Source organism: Arcticibacter svalbardensis MN12-7, assembly GCF_000403135.1.
In the GTDB taxonomy this organism is placed as follows: domain Bacteria; phylum Bacteroidota; class Bacteroidia; order Sphingobacteriales; family Sphingobacteriaceae; genus Arcticibacter; species Arcticibacter svalbardensis.
The window spans coordinates 64213-78296 of the sequence record NZ_AQPN01000002.1 but is presented as its reverse complement, the minus strand read 5'-3'; the positions used below and the strand labels follow the sequence as shown (position 1 = coordinate 78296).

Here is a 14084-nt window from a genome sequence, read left to right as displayed (position 1 = left end):
CAAATAGAAACCCAATAAACAGAACAGATGAAAAAGTTAGTAATCGTAATCGCCATGTTGACCGTAGGCCTTGTATCGTGTAAAAAAGAAGAAAGTGCAACTCCTGCAAAAGCAGAACAGGCAGTAATGGGCTCAGGATCAACAAAAGACATGAGTGGCTGGGATTAACCTTACTTAATAACTTACAATATTATTAGAGTTTCCCTGCGCTTAAGTATATTTGCACAAAAATATAAGAGCATGCAAAATATTAAACAATATGTTGAAGAGAATAAGCAACGATTCTTAAATGAATTGGTAGAACTGCTTAAATTTCCATCAATTAGTGCAGATCCTCAATATAAAAATGATGTCTTAAAAACAGCAGAATTTGTAGCTGAAAAGTTAAAAGAAGCAGGAGCAGATAATGTCGAAGTATGTCCCACTGCGGGATATCCAATTGTCTATGGCGAAAAAATAATAGACGCATCAAAACCAACTGTTTTGGTTTATGGACATTATGATGTGCAACCTGCAGATCCATTGGAAGTATGGAAAACATCACCTTTTGAACCAGTAATTAGGGATGGAAAGATATTTGCCCGTGGAGCATGTGATGATAAAGGGCAATTTTATATGCATGTTAAGGCTTTCGAACTTATGATTAATTCGAATTCACTTCCTTGTAATATAAAATTCATGATAGAAGGGGAGGAAGAAGTTGGTTCAAGTAACTTAGGTGTTTTCGTAAAAGAGAATACGGAACGGCTGAAGGCTGATGTCGTATTGATATCAGATACCTCTATGATTAGCTTAGAGAATCCTTCTTTGGAAACTGGCCTTAGGGGACTATCCTATCTTGAAGTAGAAGTAACCGGGCCTAATCGTGATCTTCACTCTGGTGTTTATGGTGGTGCAGTAGCTAATCCGGCTACTATATTATGTCAGTTAATTGCCTCTTTGCATGACAAAAATAATCATGTAACAATACCCGGCTTTTATGACGATGTATTAAGTCTTACAGACGATGAGCGTGCTAGTTTGAATAACGCACCATATAACGAAGATGAATATAAAAAGGATTTGGGTGTTGATGCCCTTTGGGGAGAACAGGGTTATTCTACTATTGAGAGAACTGGAATTAGACCAACTCTTGAAGTAAACGGTATCTGGGGTGGGTATATTGGAGAAGGCGCAAAGACAGTTCTTCCTTCAAAAGCCAGTGCAAAGATTTCCATGCGTCTGGTACCAAATCAACATTCTGATAGAATCACTGAATTGTTTACCAAGCATTTTAATAACATAGCGCCTGATTATGTAAAAGTAAATGTTAAAGCTCATCATGGTGGGGAACCTGTTGTTACTCCTACGGATAGCATAGCGTATAAAGCAGCAGAAAAAGCAATTGAAGAAGCATTTGGGAAAAAACCTATTCCAACAAGGGGTGGTGGAAGTATTCCTATAGTTGCTTTGTTCGAAGAAGTATTAGGAATTAAGACCGTTTTAATGGGTTTTGGATTAGATAGCGATAATTTGCACTCTCCAAATGAGAAATATGACCTTGCCAATTACTATAAAGGCATAGAAACTATCCCATTATTTCATAAATATTATGCGGAATTAAGTTTATAACAGTTTTAATTAGTTATACCTTAGTTTGTTAGAGAATCTTTAAGTTTTCTTGCAAGTTAATTTAAAGATTCTCTATATTTGCACCCACCAAAGGCACCCATAGCTCAGTTGGATAGAGCAACGGTTTTCTAAACCGTCGGTCACTGGTTCGAATCCAGTTGGGTGTACATCTTACCGTCTTAGAGTCATTCTAAGGCGGTTTTTTGTTTTTAACATACAGTTTACCATACACTAGTTGCAAAGATTTGAGTAAATAAGGCCTTTTAGGTGCTAAACATTGAATGCTGATAATATCACAATAAAAAACCCTCACATCATAAATGCAAAGGTATTATATCAAGGTTCTGTTATTTATTATTTAGTGAAATCCCATCGGGGATCATCTGCAGGTTTTGGTGTAGCGTTCAATGTTTGCTTATTTATTTTATTACCCTCCTCTATTGATTTGCTGATTGACTTCAATATCTCGTTAGTCATTTCTTGATTTCTAACTATGCTATCAATCTTCCAATACCATAACATTAATGACCTGAGCACTAAAAACAGGCCAACACATAAAGCCAATCCTATTAATATACCGATAACTGGCCCTGCTGTGTAACCTCCATCTTGAGCAAATGCCATAACTGGCAAAGTAGCGAATAAGAATGTAATTGATTTTTTCATTTGATTATGTTTAACATTGAAAGGTATGTTTATTTGCCGGCAGATCATGTAATAAATCTACATCTAATTTAAAGCTGGCAATTATGCCCTAAAAACACGAGCGTTTGCATACCATGCAAACGGTCTACATAGGTTAATCTGTTATTTATCAATCACTTATCCCTAAGTTAATAAAAAACTGTAGCACAGTTGTAGCAAAACGGAGGAAAATACGTTAAAAAGACTGTTTTTACCTATCCTATTTCCGGACAGGTCATATACGGGTAAATCCCATGTATGGGAAAATCACACACATGAAACCCTCCGATATTCATGTACGTCAAAAATACGCACTTGATTTATTTCTCACTATTTCTCAAAAGTGTATAATTTATTTATACATTTGTCGTGCAGAATAAAATTAAAAGATTACTTACATTAACAGAGATTAAAAAACAGCTAACATTTAAAAAGCATTTCCGGCCTGAGCGTTTTAGAAACGTATCTATATTATCTCTTTGTAGGGTTAATTTTGTTCTGCAGCAGGTCGGGATATTTAAAACATAAAATTATGCAGAACGTAAACGGATTATTAAACACTGAAAACCCTTCTATCATTTCAAAAGAGCGTAGAGCTGAGATTAATCAAGTTGCTACCCGGGCATTCAATGCAAGGAACATCAAAGCAACTGAGAATGACGATTTTATTAATAATCTTAAATCTGACTACTATTCACTTTCTGATGTACTGGGTAGTATAACAAGTGCAACTCCGCAACTAAGATTTTATAAAGACATTGATAAAGCATTTGGATTATTGATAAAAACAGATCCTGAGGCTTTCGCCACCTATCAAGCTTTAACAGGTATGTTTAGGACGATTGAGAAAGAGAGTAAAGTGATTGATGACGTATCTTCTGATATGGAAGGCATTATTCACGATATAGATTTACTTGAAACTGAAAGCTTTAAAAAAGGGTAATTATGAAAAATAAAGAATTATTTGAAGCCAACGGAGTTTTATTTGCTCAGATTATGAACGGAGAAATAAGCAAGAAAGATGCAAACAAGCGGAGCAAGGAATTAAACGTCCATGCAAAGAGGGGTGCAAAAGAACTAAGAGATTTTAAAAAATGGGGTAAGATAGCAAAGTCAAGAAATGAGATTTTTAACTATAATCCTTCAATAGAACTTAATTTGATTTGCATACCTGTTGCAAGTAAAAGTTTTTATCCATCACTTGGCGAAGGCGAAGAGCAAACTATATCCGTTGATGGAGTTGATTATATTGCAATATTTGACAAGAACGCATTTTAATCTCACCTACTTTTTAACAAGCTTTTCAGAAATGAGAGGCTTTTTTAACGTGTTTTTGTCTGTTTTGCCACAACTATGCTACAATGAAAAATATAAAACGTTGTAAGTGATTGATTAATATAGATTTACCCTCAATGGGGCACTACCTATATTAGGTAGGGGTCGGTGTTTTAACCATCATTGAATGCAAAAAATATCCATCAAGTGAATGATAGATATTAACTCCCAATGTCGGGAAGCTTATTTAATCTGCAAAACGGATCATACCGTTATCAAGCCAAGCAGATACTGGAATATTACCATTAAATGAGTTCATCCATCTCTCACGCTTTAACTGTGCTTGTAACTGGCGAAGTTTATCGTTGTCCTTACTCAGGATCGCTTCTTTAATTTCTGCTATCAATGTTATATCTATCATGCTGCTATTTGTTTTTGTGGTAACCCTTTTAAAAACTCATCAAATGCAACTGCATCCCGGCAATCAATTAGATTAACGCTGCTGTCCGGATAATCAAAGCATCCAAGCGAAAAGGCTGCTGTAAAGCCAATTGGTATATTATTCCATAAGCCATACAAAGGCTCATTAGGGAAGTATTGAGAACAATTACTAATATGTACCCCACCAACTATATTAGTGATCTGCGTGCGTTGCTCAGGCTGCATACAATGAAGGTAAGTCATTATGTTTTCCTTTAAACTGCTTTTGGGTGCTTTGCCTGAAATTACATTTATCAGTAATTCGATACTTTGTTGCTTAGTTCGCATTTAATTTCCTCCTCCAATCTGCAACCCTGTTAAACTCATCCCTTGTAACTCGGTCACTACCTATAAGAAATACGCTAAGCCAGTCACTACCATCCTCAGGATCCACATCCCAGTCGATACAAATCATCTTAGGAAGCTTATTAATTGCTTCATTCTTGGATAGCTTACCGGAAACTAAGTCGCTGATTAGCTGTATTTTTTCTGATCGTTTCATAATTAGTCTCTTGTGTAAAAACCTGAATAATCTATATAAGTTACTGATCCGTTTTGTATTGCGTAATACCCAGCGTTAGCTAATGAACCATAAACAAAGTCTGGATAAGTACCTGAATAGTTATTGTATGCCTTTACGTTGTCTTCATTGAAATAAATAGTTCCAATAAAAGCACCACCATGATTATAAACGTCATCTGCTGCGCTTTCTCTTGATGCTGTGCTATATCCTTGATATGAATACTGAACTGGCTCATGTACCTCAATTGGCGGTGTATCTTGACCTAAGCTGATTATACTATATGTTCCATAAATACCATTATAGCCATAAGTGAAATAATTAGTTTCATCATAGTAAAAATTAAATGTTCCGTTCGGCTGATAATGGTTAGTCATAGCTGAATCAGTAAAAAGCTTTACTATATTGTCTTTAGGGTCTAAAATTGAAGCGTTCCTGTAATACGTGTATTGCGTTCCGCTTGTTCCGTTCCCTTCTCTAACGGTTGTTAAAATGCCCGTTGGGATTATTGTAACTGTTGTTCCGTATAATTTACCCTCTCCGTTAGTTATGTAAGGTCTAAATTCAAAGCCATGCAATCTTGTTCCGTCATTAATTGAATCAAATACTACTGTGGCCGTTTTGGTCTGTTCTGAATTTTGAGCCATATATCCAAGATTTGCTCCATCCGTCCATCCATCCCAATTATTGGTAGAATCATTCCAAATTCGATACTCGTAACCCGAAATAGTTGTTTCGCTGTAATATGAACTTTTATATCCTATTGTGATCTGCACGTTTGCAAAATCTAAACTTGTAACAGTTGCGCTCGTTATTTCCCCATAACAATTCAACCCCCCATCTAAATAATGAGCATTAACCCCGTTGAAATATGACCTTAACTGGCCAATCCTGCTAGGCTTATGAAACTTTGAATTTGCGCCTCCTTCAAGACACCCTCCAATAAAACCAACTCCGTAAGCGGTTTGAATCTTAAAAAGCTTATCTAAATGAAACCGTTCTTTTAGAATATCATCCGTATCTGTTGGAATAGCGAGTTGATGTGAAACTTCATTCCCGTTAAGATTGGATTTTAATACGTTCGTTCTATATGCTGTTGTAGGTGCGCTCATATTATTAATTTTTAGTTGTTAAATTGTTTTGTGAATTTGCCGTAACTGATTGAGTGTTGTTCAGCCGGTTGTCTATTGCTTTGTAAATCAAATACCTCTTCGCTCACCTCCTTTTGGTTAATGAGATACACGTTATCTTTCAGGTAGCCTATACAGATTGTTAATGTTTTTGGCCTTAAATCGTCCGGTGCTATGCTTCCATCAATCAGCGACAATAATGTTTTAATGAGATCCGTTTTATTCTGCTGTATCGTCATTTTGCTCTAAGATTAAATTGATCATATCGTTTAACTGGCTTTCATTCAAACTCTGTAATTTCGTTTCTATTTCCACGCTTGCAGCAACTGCTGATAACTTTGGTATTAGATAGGGAAGTAAAGCCACTGTAAAGCTTAATTTATCCTTTGCTTCTAATAAATCATACTGCTCTTGCAAGCCCTCGAAATTACGCTCTATGAACAAATTAAGTCGTTGTTTTAAGTTTAACGTTATTTTATTCTGTGAACCTTGTTTTCTGCCTCTTTTTTTTGTTTCTAAATCCATATTCTTATATATTTAATTTGGTGATTATCAAAGCTTTTAATAGTAGTACTCTGCACTATTATCTACTCGGCCTATCGTCCTGAAATTGCAGATAGCTGGCTGTGATTCTAGTTTCTTGTTAAATGTTGCTTCATCTACCGATTTCCCGTTGATAAAACAACTATGTAACCCCTCAGGACTTATCTTTAACAATAGGCTTGGTAGTATATCGCTGGGTGTTATTTCTCCATTGATAAGAGACAATAGCGTTCTAATTTTGCGCTGTTTTTCGGTTTCTAGTTTCATCTGTTTTGTTATTAAAACCCCTATACACCGCACTGGATAGGGGCGTTATTATTTACATATACTTCATTATTTCATCCAGCGTTTTATCCTCCTCGCTCTTTTCCGGTGCTTCTTCTTTGTCCTGTATAGGGTCTAAGCCTAAGTATTCTAATACTGCATTTAGTTCCGCCTTAGTGGCTAATTCTTTCTCTGTCATGGTGTTATAATTAATAATTGTTATCAATTCGGGATTGTCTGTATCCATTAATCCAGGCGATGGACTGAATAATTATTTCATTCTTAGGGTTGATTATCTGCTCAATAAGTTGTCCTGCGTGTCCGTATTCGTTCTCGGGTAAGCCTAACTTTTCTTTAAGTGCGCTAAATGCAATCAATGAGGTTTGCAGATTCTTAAAGACTTGATAGGTTTCTTTATCCTGCTCCGATACAAGAAAGGTTTTGCAATGAGTATCAAGGATGAGCGTTTTATCTGATTCAGCGATAATAAAGGCTTTTCCATCAAATGATATATAATTCAGGGTTAAAAACCTGTTACGACTGCAAGTTGCGCCACCTGTAGGGCGAACGTTTACGAGTTGATTAATTGCATCACTAAAGTTATTGATTGCCTCACCGGTGCCCTGCATCACAATAGAACGAAGCTTACTATTCTTTACGCCTGACTGATCCAGTTGTCTATCCAGTTCAGCAAAATAAGCCTTCTTAATCTTGGTTACTCCGTTTGTCTTTATGTCTGTGAAAACATCGTTTGTAAATGCTCCAATCTCCAACAACTCAAAGGTTGTTTTAATATTAGTAAGGGCGGTTTTAAACTGTGATAGGTCGCTCAGTATCTCAGTTTGCAATTTAAAATCTGTGTCGATTAGGACTTTTTCAATATTCATAATTATTTGTTTATGGGCATCGCTAATGATGCAAGTGTGATTAAAATGTTTACTTTTTCTGTTGGTGCTGCTGTTGTAACTTCCTGCTCTATAGCTTCAAAGTTCTTTTCTATGAGGTTCATAATCCTACCTTGGATTGATACCTTTCTTTCTTTTAAAGGTCTCCCGTTGGGGTTTCCTGACGTTCCTTTTTCGTACTTCATTTGTCTGTTATTTACCTGTTGTTTCCTGTTATTCAAATGTAGGGCAATGCTTATTTATAACTTAATCAGCTACTTTATCACTAAGAGATAGTATATAAGAAAGTATCTCATTTGCCTGCCCGTTTATCTTGTCTGCAAACTTTGCGTTCTTATAATACACTACTGCGATAGGCTGCCAATAATTTAACATGGTTTTAGATTGCCAACCCATTTCTTTTAATACTGCTCTTCTAAGGCCGTTCTTTGTCCTAACGTCACTTATGGCCGGCAATAGCTTAAATGGTGCGAATAATGAATACATTAAACTGATTATAGAAGGCGTATTTTCAGGCGTTAATTCATAAAGTAATTTGATTCTTTGAAAAACTAAGGGCATCAATTTTAAATCCTGTATGGGTGCTTGCATGCTATTTACTACAGCATTATAAGATTCTCTGTGTAGTGATTTAAAAGTTAATGTAAGTGCATTTAAAGTGGTAATATCCATTATTATATGTTTTAATTTAACCCTCAATACTGTATTGCATCGAGGGGAAATAATTGCTAATTATATTTTGATTCAATGAGTTCTAACAATTCCCTTACCTTGAGATCCTTCTCATCTTGAGTAAGGTGTCTATTTGCTTGGACGTTTAGAACCTCCCGACTAAGTAGGAATCTCACGTCTTTTCGCTCCTGTATGGATGCTTGACTTTCTTTTTTCATGATCTAATTCTTTAATTTGTCGAGGCTGGGAATAGGCTTGTTTAAGCTATCTTTTACGTCATTTAGGTAGTTTGTAAGTGTTCCGTCATTGAGGGCGGTCTGCATAGCTTCAATGGACTCAGCACCGGCCATAAATGATATTGCCATTTCAATTAGTCGTTTACCGTGTAGGTTACTTTGAGTTAGAACCTGCAGCTCATCCAGTAGGGTATTAACCTGCTCTTCTAAATCCTCGATCTTTTCATTTTGGCTCAAGGTTGCGATCCTGGCCTTTTCTATTATTCGTATCTCAAACCATTTCGCTGTGTTGTACACAACTAATTCCGCTCTAAGTGCTGCGATTTCTTCCGCATCTGTCTGTACTATCATATATTTGTTATTTGTTTTTTAAGTAATTAAATGCCTGTGCCCAGTGTTGCTTTTCCATTCCTCCGAATCCATACAAAAGAAGTGCGGTCATTGGTGAGCAACTCCATCCTTTATCGCTTTCCGCTTTCCATTTATCCAATAAAGGAACTTCACTAGAGAAGCTGTAAAGCGTCCGCCTGTCTTCGTGGTAATCTACACTCAAACCTGCTTTTGTGTCCTTTCCTGGCCTTGTAAATCGGTATCTTGATCCGCTTGTACTATGATAATTAAATCCAAAGTTTATTAATATGTCGTGCATATCCTGAGCGGTACAACTTGAGTTAAAGCCTTGAATAAGTTGCTTTACATCGGTGTTGTCGTTTCCCTGCTTTCCGTTACTTTCGTACTTCTTAAATTCCCTTTTTGGAGGGATAACTGTCTCTAACTTTTTATCAAAGATTTGAGCATTCTCATTATAATATCCATCAGTATCAAATGACATAAATCTCAGTGACGCTACATTTCGAGGTGCTGGATCTATCTTTATGCCCATTGATAGAAAGGCGGCTTCCATAGCGTTAAAATGTTCCTTGTGGCTATCTGTATCACTGATTTTAAATAGTCCCCATAATCCTTTTCCTCTTATCGATCTACTGCAGTATGTTACATAGGGTATAAGCTTCACAATCTCAAAGGCTTTATCTAAATCGTCTTCTAATCCGTCAATATCGAAGGCCATAAAACCAGTATGTAGTACATGGAAGTCTTCACCTCTTCCCTTCAATTGGATACTACTTGGAGTAATTCCCCATACTGAGGGTTTAAGTGCTGATTGTTCATCAGATTTATAGGTAAGTGATCGAATTTTATTTTTAAGTGCTAATTGTTCAGGATCTGGATACTTGATAAGGTCACTAAAAGCAACGGTTTCGGGTTTTGTGCTAAAACATGACCTGCCAAGCTTTTTAGAATAGTATGTTTTGAATAGGCTGCAATATGACTGCATTAAAGTTTTTTCCATTGTGATTTGTTGATTTATTTAAGTGTTTGGTACTGAACTAACTAGACCGTTCAGTTTAACTAGTTCAGTTCAGTTCGCCCAATAAACTAGACTAGACGCCCCCCCCTTTATATATAAAGGGGGCGTTCAGTTCAGTTGGGTTGTCTGTATAATTGACTGAGTATTTAGCAGACTTAGTTCGGGGTGTACCTGTTTGTTTTATATGGCCGTACTGCATCCAGTGGTTAATCCATTCTGAGGTTTTATCTCTACTAATTGATTGCTTTAAGAAGTTAGATAGATTTGATTTTGCAGCGATATTTAATTCTGATCTGATCATTGAAGGTGATACAGAGAATGTATCACGAACTAAGGCTTTATGAGTAGCCTCATCAACATCATAAGGCTGAAAGGTTTTTGTGGATCCTGTACTCTCATCTTTACTCCATCCCTCAATTAATGAAGGTATTCCAGTGATTTCATCCCGAACTAAGGCGAAAGTTTCAAAAGGCTTACCCCTTGTAAACTCAGGTTCGATTATGATCTGTTTTGCATCGTTCTGAGAGATTTTAATTACAGTCTCAGCCTTATTAATCAACTCCGTTCCTAAATGCCCCCTAGCGTTGTCATTGCCTTTATTCGTATGTATAATATTAACGATATGGCAATCCTGTGTATCTGCTATCTCCATTTCATAGGTTGCTATATTAGTAGCTTCCTCAGGGCTGTTTATATCAAATACAAAATCTCTTGTTCCATCAAAGACAATAATGTCATAATTACCATCTTCAATTAATGCTCTACTTATTTGAGTTCTTATGTTTGGGGCGTGTATCTTGAGATCATAGAAATGTAGGTTTTCAGATTGTTGTAATCCTGCGATTTGTAATATCCAGTGCTGTGTACGACTGCCATAATATAACCCCTGTTCATTATCTACCCATAGAACTTTAAGACCTGCATTAATAGCACTGGCAATGATCCAAGCTGCTGCAGTTGTCTTTCCTGCTTTCGGCTTTGCTATTATAACTGAGAAGCTTTTCTTCGTAAACATTGGAATGCCTAACATTGCGAAAACAATAACCGGCATCGGTATATCTATACCCTGTGGTATTAGGTGCGCTTTTCCTATTTCAAGGTAATTAGTGATATTACTCACACTTTCACCAAAGGCTAATGCTGCAGCTGGATTTAAACCAGTAGGGGAAAGGGCGGTATTAAGCATTGATACTCCTTTTCTTACCGCTCACTTCTAAGGCTCTGTCTATTTCGCTTTTCTTAAAATAGACCGTTCTTCCAGTTTGGTAGTATGGAAATATACCACGTTTTTTATAGGCATGAATAGTTTGCTTAGTACATTTTAGGTATGTAGCTAATTCGCTTATTGTATAAGTTTGGGGTAACTCTGTAGGGGTTGGTGCTGGCTGTGTTTGTGCAATGGCTGCTATAACACTTCTTTGAATTAATAGCTCTAAATTGGCTATGCTGATTGGTGACAATATTAAGTTTTCCATTTGCTGTATCTTTTAGTACACTGCAAATATAAACCTGTAATTGCTTGAAATAGAATGTGTTAACTATACGAAATATACCTTTTTAGTGTTTGGTATAATCGGTATAGTCTATATAGTGTTTAACTCTATTTCTTAGGTAATGGCTTGATCACAATCAAATCCTTAGGATAAACAGGTGCTTGATTATATGTTTGAAATATGTCTTTCATTTTAAACGCTTCATTAATCAAAGGGTGCAATGCTTTATTTGTAATCTTTTTGAAGTATCCCAGCTTTTTTAATTTCTTAATTAAGCTGTATAGGTGCGTAGCTGTACCCTTTTGTGTATGGTCGCTATTAATTGCTAATCTATCTATCAAAATAGTGTACATTTCATTTAACTGCTCTTCGCTTATGGCAGTATCTACAAAGGTTTTAAAAACTTCTTTAACTATCGGTGCTGGCTTTACTGGTAAAGATGAATTATCTCCGTACAAAATTTCCCGATACTTTTGTATTTCCGTAGCTGGTGAATAATCGTCATCATCGGTATTATAAGTTCCATCAGGTTTCTTCCATTCAAAAGTTAACCTACCTTTCATATCAGGAATAGAAAAAAACATTAAAGCTTTGCTAATCAATAGATTAAAATCAACTTCAAATCTAGAGGATACTTCTGATAGTCTTGCAATTAATCCATGAAGTAAAACCTGACAATTAAGCACATATTCAAATACCTTATCGTTTGTTAAATACTCTGACCAATAATCTTCACCATGAAAATGATTTCTTTCTTCCACGTCTTTTAATTGCTCAGATAAATACTTTTCCCTTTTCCCCTCTATATCACTATTCAGATTCCTAAGTTGTGATAAAAGAAAGGAATTATCATAATTGAATATTCTTTCAAACAGGTGCAACAAAAAATAAAACCTAAGACTTTTATCGTCTAAGTCACAAAGTCTTTCAACAATGCTGTCGTATGAGCAATTTCCTAATTTATCCCAGTCAATGTCATGCGATTCAATATAAGGGGTGTTAAGGAGGTTGTCTGTAACTTCTAAAAGGAAATTGTAATCATATACCTGTGTTTCTGTACTCATAGTTTCTAAAGTCCTAATTTAATGAAGGTTTCTAATAAAAGGTTGGCTTTTTGTTCGTCTGTGGTTCTGATATACTTATAAAAGTTAGCTTCTGTTTTATGTCCTGTAGCTGCCATTATAAGCATAGGCGGTACACCTTTGTTAAACATATTAGTAGCATATGATCTTCTGCAGCAATGTGAACTAACGAGGGTGTAAAGGGGGTAATCTTGTATATCTGTTAAACCACCTTTGTTTGTGGCAATAGATTTTTTAGCGGTTAACCCTGCAAGCTTTGCGACTAGCTTAATATAAATGTTAAAACGCTGATTTGTAACCGTTGGTAATTCTGTAGGGTACTTTGCTAATACTGGCTTTAGCTTTTCCATTATAGGGATTGTAACCCTAGCACCTGTTTTTATTTGCTTAACCTTTATAAACTTTCCGTCAATGCTATGCAAATCTAAGTTTGAAAAATCACTAAAGCGTAATCCTGAGTAAAACCCTACTAGTGCAAGATCACGTACTTTATCCAATACTTTGTAGGTTACATTTTCGGCTTTATAAATGTTTTCTCCTTTAGCGTTCAATAGGTTCTTACCCTCTTTATCGCTTGCAACTACTTGATGGGTTACATATTTTGTATAATCAGAAAGGTCAAGGCTTGCAATCTTATCTATTTGCTCATCATTCAAGTAAATAGTATCTGCTTCATAGTTAGGTTTAACAAACGGCTTTCCGTTAAACAGTCCTGGTGTTGCTTCATTCATTATAGATTTAATATCCTTGATATATCCTGAGAACGTGGAAACTTCCTTTTTCTCTACATCATATATAAAGGTCATAAAGTCATTATAAAAATCTTCATTAACATTTTCAAAGGGTAATTCTTTTAATCCTTGATATTCTAAGTACCTATTGACGGCTGATAAAGTGGTACAATAATTTTTTATTGCATTAGGCGTAAATCTGCTGCCTTTATTTTTACCGTTGGCTATTTTCTTTTTGCCTGTTTTGCGGTCTTGTATAGCTTGTTCATAGTAGGTAACAAACGTATGTTTAAATACAGGCTCAGGCTCTTGCTCAGGCTCTGAGGTCTTAGGTTTATGAATAAGGTCTAATTGTTCACGAATGTATTTAATGTTCAAGTTATCGCCTGTAGTGGCTTTTACAATGGTTACTGCATCATTTGCAATATCATTTAGCTTTTTATTGTTTTGCGCTGCATAGGGTGCAATGCTTTTAAGTGGCTGTATTGTGTTGCTTGAGTTACATTCAGGTCTAAAGTGCTTAATCTCTACTCTGATCCCAGTATAGTACTGTAATCTTTTACCAGCAAAGGAATAAAACATATTAATCGCTTGTTCTCCGTTTGCGCTTGGTCTAGGTTCTAAGTAAAATTTAGGTTTCGCCATAACTGTATGTAATATCAATCTGATTACATTCAAATTTACATACACTTTTTGTTAATCCCTAATATATCTCATTTTAATTTAATCACTCAAATATAGGCTTTAAGTAGCTTTAAAGGCGGTTTTGGTTAGTATATCAGATCATAAATTATGTTAACAATTGCTAAAACCTACACCAGTTGGGTGTACAATTCTTCAATAAAAGAAATTTTAAACATTTAAAACGGCCTCTATTAAACCTAGAGGCCGTTTTTCGTTCCCCCAAACGCTGCTATGTTTCAACATAGTTCTTACATAAATATTTCTTACAACATTCAATCATATTAAAACTTGAAAATTGTGATCTAAAAAAAATCCGGAACACAATTAAGTATTCCGGATAATAAAGGATAGTGAATACTTTATCCCTCTCAGAGCATATTTTTCATAGGTAAATGATAATATAAG

At 35.7% G+C, this 14084-nt stretch carries 21 protein-coding genes and 1 tRNA gene; 5 read left to right on the top strand and 17 right to left on the bottom strand.

Annotated elements, in window-relative coordinates; all coding sequences use genetic code 11:
* The first annotated feature begins 27 nt into the window (after nt 1-27).
* From ADIARSV_RS21740 to ADIARSV_RS00725, 3 genes are all read left to right on the top strand, one after another.
* Nucleotides 28-168 carry a hypothetical protein gene (locus tag ADIARSV_RS21740; RefSeq protein ID WP_160166628.1) on the top strand — a complete coding sequence of 47 codons (141 nt, stop codon included), beginning with the start codon at nt 28-30 and terminating at the stop codon, nt 166-168.
* A gap of 72 nt (nt 169-240) precedes the next feature.
* On the top strand, nt 241-1611 hold the full coding sequence (locus ADIARSV_RS00730; RefSeq protein WP_016193416.1) for a dipeptidase: 1371 nt from the start codon (nt 241-243) through the stop codon (nt 1609-1611).
* 93 nt (nt 1612-1704) lie between these two features.
* Nucleotides 1705-1778 (top strand) — tRNA-Arg (locus tag ADIARSV_RS00725).
* A gap of 187 nt (nt 1779-1965) precedes the next feature.
* On the opposite strand, the gene ADIARSV_RS00720 is transcribed toward ADIARSV_RS00725, so the two are convergent.
* Nucleotides 1966-2277, bottom strand: coding sequence for a hypothetical protein (locus ADIARSV_RS00720; protein WP_152439724.1), 312 nt, complete (start codon nt 2275-2277; stop codon nt 1966-1968).
* Between the two features lie 550 nt (nt 2278-2827).
* On the opposite strand from ADIARSV_RS00720, the gene ADIARSV_RS00715 reads away from it, so the two are divergent.
* Both ADIARSV_RS00715 and ADIARSV_RS00710 read left to right on the top strand, forming a co-directional pair.
* Nucleotides 2828-3238 (top strand): hypothetical protein, encoded by a 411-nt coding sequence (locus tag ADIARSV_RS00715; protein WP_016193413.1) that lies wholly within the window; start codon nt 2828-2830, stop codon nt 3236-3238.
* Nucleotides 3239-3240: 2 nt separating this feature from the next.
* On the top strand, nt 3241-3573 hold the full coding sequence (locus ADIARSV_RS00710) for a hypothetical protein (protein ID WP_016193412.1): 333 nt from the start codon (nt 3241-3243) through the stop codon (nt 3571-3573).
* A gap of 244 nt (nt 3574-3817) precedes the next feature.
* On the opposite strand, the gene ADIARSV_RS21735 is transcribed toward ADIARSV_RS00710, so the two are convergent.
* The 16 genes from ADIARSV_RS21735 to ADIARSV_RS20295 form a co-directional block, all read right to left on the bottom strand.
* Nucleotides 3818-3991, bottom strand: a complete 174-nt coding sequence (locus ADIARSV_RS21735) for a hypothetical protein (RefSeq protein ID WP_016193411.1) — start codon at nt 3989-3991, stop codon at nt 3818-3820.
* Nucleotides 3988-4254 (bottom strand): hypothetical protein, encoded by a 267-nt coding sequence (locus tag ADIARSV_RS00705; RefSeq protein WP_016193410.1) that lies wholly within the window; start codon nt 4252-4254, stop codon nt 3988-3990. Before ADIARSV_RS00705 ends, ADIARSV_RS21735 begins: the two co-directional genes overlap by 4 nt.
* A gap of 73 nt (nt 4255-4327) precedes the next feature.
* The gene (locus ADIARSV_RS00700; RefSeq protein ID WP_016193409.1) at nt 4328-4552 is read right to left on the bottom strand and encodes a hypothetical protein; all 225 of its coding nucleotides are present in this window, start codon (nt 4550-4552) and stop codon (nt 4328-4330) included.
* A 2-nt stretch (nt 4553-4554) separates the two neighbouring features.
* The gene (locus ADIARSV_RS00695) at nt 4555-5682 is read right to left on the bottom strand and encodes a hypothetical protein (RefSeq protein WP_016193408.1); all 1128 of its coding nucleotides are present in this window, start codon (nt 5680-5682) and stop codon (nt 4555-4557) included.
* An 11-nt stretch (nt 5683-5693) separates the two neighbouring features.
* Nucleotides 5694-5939, bottom strand: a complete 246-nt coding sequence (locus tag ADIARSV_RS00690; protein ID WP_016193407.1) for a hypothetical protein — start codon at nt 5937-5939, stop codon at nt 5694-5696.
* The gene (locus ADIARSV_RS00685) at nt 5920-6225 is read right to left on the bottom strand and encodes a hypothetical protein (protein ID WP_016193406.1); all 306 of its coding nucleotides are present in this window, start codon (nt 6223-6225) and stop codon (nt 5920-5922) included. Before ADIARSV_RS00685 ends, ADIARSV_RS00690 begins: the two co-directional genes overlap by 20 nt.
* A gap of 337 nt (nt 6226-6562) precedes the next feature.
* Nucleotides 6563-6706 carry a hypothetical protein gene (locus ADIARSV_RS21730; protein WP_016193405.1) on the bottom strand — a complete coding sequence of 48 codons (144 nt, stop codon included), beginning with the start codon at nt 6704-6706 and terminating at the stop codon, nt 6563-6565.
* 10 nt (nt 6707-6716) lie between these two features.
* A complete protein-coding gene (locus tag ADIARSV_RS00675) occupies nt 6717-7394 on the bottom strand; it encodes a hypothetical protein (RefSeq protein ID WP_016193404.1) in 678 nt (225 codons plus the stop codon).
* A gap of 2 nt (nt 7395-7396) precedes the next feature.
* Entirely contained in the window at nt 7397-7597 is a 201-nt protein-coding gene (locus ADIARSV_RS00670; RefSeq protein ID WP_016193403.1) for a hypothetical protein, read from the bottom strand.
* 61 nt (nt 7598-7658) lie between these two features.
* Nucleotides 7659-8084, bottom strand: coding sequence for a hypothetical protein (locus ADIARSV_RS00665; RefSeq protein WP_016193402.1), 426 nt, complete (start codon nt 8082-8084; stop codon nt 7659-7661).
* A 221-nt stretch (nt 8085-8305) separates the two neighbouring features.
* A complete protein-coding gene (locus tag ADIARSV_RS00660; protein WP_016193401.1) occupies nt 8306-8671 on the bottom strand; it encodes a hypothetical protein in 366 nt (121 codons plus the stop codon).
* A gap of 7 nt (nt 8672-8678) precedes the next feature.
* Nucleotides 8679-9671, bottom strand: coding sequence for a BT4734/BF3469 family protein (locus ADIARSV_RS00655; protein ID WP_016193400.1), 993 nt, complete (start codon nt 9669-9671; stop codon nt 8679-8681).
* Between the two features lie 91 nt (nt 9672-9762).
* The gene (locus ADIARSV_RS00650) at nt 9763-10875 is read right to left on the bottom strand and encodes an AAA family ATPase (protein WP_016193399.1); all 1113 of its coding nucleotides are present in this window, start codon (nt 10873-10875) and stop codon (nt 9763-9765) included.
* Nucleotides 10868-11164, bottom strand: coding sequence for a helix-turn-helix domain-containing protein (locus ADIARSV_RS00645; protein ID WP_040298607.1), 297 nt, complete (start codon nt 11162-11164; stop codon nt 10868-10870). Before ADIARSV_RS00645 ends, ADIARSV_RS00650 begins: the two co-directional genes overlap by 8 nt.
* A 125-nt stretch (nt 11165-11289) precedes the next feature.
* Entirely contained in the window at nt 11290-12246 is a 957-nt protein-coding gene (locus tag ADIARSV_RS00640; protein WP_016193398.1) for a hypothetical protein, read from the bottom strand.
* Between the two features lie 5 nt (nt 12247-12251).
* Nucleotides 12252-13640: a tyrosine-type recombinase/integrase gene (locus ADIARSV_RS20295; protein ID WP_052016915.1), complete on the bottom strand. Its 1389-nt coding sequence runs from the start codon at nt 13638-13640 to the stop codon at nt 12252-12254.
* Between the last annotated feature and the right edge of the window lie 444 nt (nt 13641-14084).

Excerpts from the sequence above, each read along its gene's own strand:
- ADIARSV_RS21740 (WP_160166628.1), top strand. The coding sequence starts at position 28 with ATGAAAAAGTTAGTAATCGTAATCGCCATGTTGACCGTAGGCCTTGTA.
- ADIARSV_RS00730 (WP_016193416.1), top strand. The coding sequence starts at position 241 with ATGCAAAATATTAAACAATATGTTGAAGAGAATAAGCAACGATTCTTA.
- ADIARSV_RS00720 (WP_152439724.1), bottom strand. The coding sequence starts at position 2,277 with ATGAAAAAATCAATTACATTCTTATTCGCTACTTTGCCAGTTATGGCA.
- ADIARSV_RS00715 (WP_016193413.1), top strand. The coding sequence starts at position 2,828 with ATGCAGAACGTAAACGGATTATTAAACACTGAAAACCCTTCTATCATT.
- ADIARSV_RS00710 (WP_016193412.1), top strand. The coding sequence starts at position 3,241 with ATGAAAAATAAAGAATTATTTGAAGCCAACGGAGTTTTATTTGCTCAG.
- ADIARSV_RS21735 (WP_016193411.1), bottom strand. The coding sequence starts at position 3,991 with ATGATAGATATAACATTGATAGCAGAAATTAAAGAAGCGATCCTGAGT.
- ADIARSV_RS00705 (WP_016193410.1), bottom strand. The coding sequence starts at position 4,254 with ATGACTTACCTTCATTGTATGCAGCCTGAGCAACGCACGCAGATCACT.
- ADIARSV_RS00700 (WP_016193409.1), bottom strand. The coding sequence starts at position 4,552 with ATGAAACGATCAGAAAAAATACAGCTAATCAGCGACTTAGTTTCCGGT.
- ADIARSV_RS00695 (WP_016193408.1), bottom strand. The coding sequence starts at position 5,682 with ATGAGCGCACCTACAACAGCATATAGAACGAACGTATTAAAATCCAAT.
- ADIARSV_RS00690 (WP_016193407.1), bottom strand. The coding sequence starts at position 5,939 with ATGACGATACAGCAGAATAAAACGGATCTCATTAAAACATTATTGTCG.
- ADIARSV_RS00685 (WP_016193406.1), bottom strand. The coding sequence starts at position 6,225 with ATGGATTTAGAAACAAAAAAAAGAGGCAGAAAACAAGGTTCACAGAAT.
- ADIARSV_RS21730 (WP_016193405.1), bottom strand. The coding sequence starts at position 6,706 with ATGACAGAGAAAGAATTAGCCACTAAGGCGGAACTAAATGCAGTATTA.
- ADIARSV_RS00675 (WP_016193404.1), bottom strand. The coding sequence starts at position 7,394 with ATGAATATTGAAAAAGTCCTAATCGACACAGATTTTAAATTGCAAACT.
- ADIARSV_RS00670 (WP_016193403.1), bottom strand. The coding sequence starts at position 7,597 with ATGAAGTACGAAAAAGGAACGTCAGGAAACCCCAACGGGAGACCTTTA.
- ADIARSV_RS00665 (WP_016193402.1), bottom strand. The coding sequence starts at position 8,084 with ATGGATATTACCACTTTAAATGCACTTACATTAACTTTTAAATCACTA.
- ADIARSV_RS00660 (WP_016193401.1), bottom strand. The coding sequence starts at position 8,671 with ATGATAGTACAGACAGATGCGGAAGAAATCGCAGCACTTAGAGCGGAA.
- ADIARSV_RS00655 (WP_016193400.1), bottom strand. The coding sequence starts at position 9,671 with ATGGAAAAAACTTTAATGCAGTCATATTGCAGCCTATTCAAAACATAC.
- ADIARSV_RS00650 (WP_016193399.1), bottom strand. The coding sequence starts at position 10,875 with ATGCTTAATACCGCCCTTTCCCCTACTGGTTTAAATCCAGCTGCAGCA.
- ADIARSV_RS00645 (WP_040298607.1), bottom strand. The coding sequence starts at position 11,164 with ATGGAAAACTTAATATTGTCACCAATCAGCATAGCCAATTTAGAGCTA.
- ADIARSV_RS00640 (WP_016193398.1), bottom strand. The coding sequence starts at position 12,246 with ATGAGTACAGAAACACAGGTATATGATTACAATTTCCTTTTAGAAGTT.
- ADIARSV_RS20295 (WP_052016915.1), bottom strand. The coding sequence starts at position 13,640 with ATGGCGAAACCTAAATTTTACTTAGAACCTAGACCAAGCGCAAACGGA.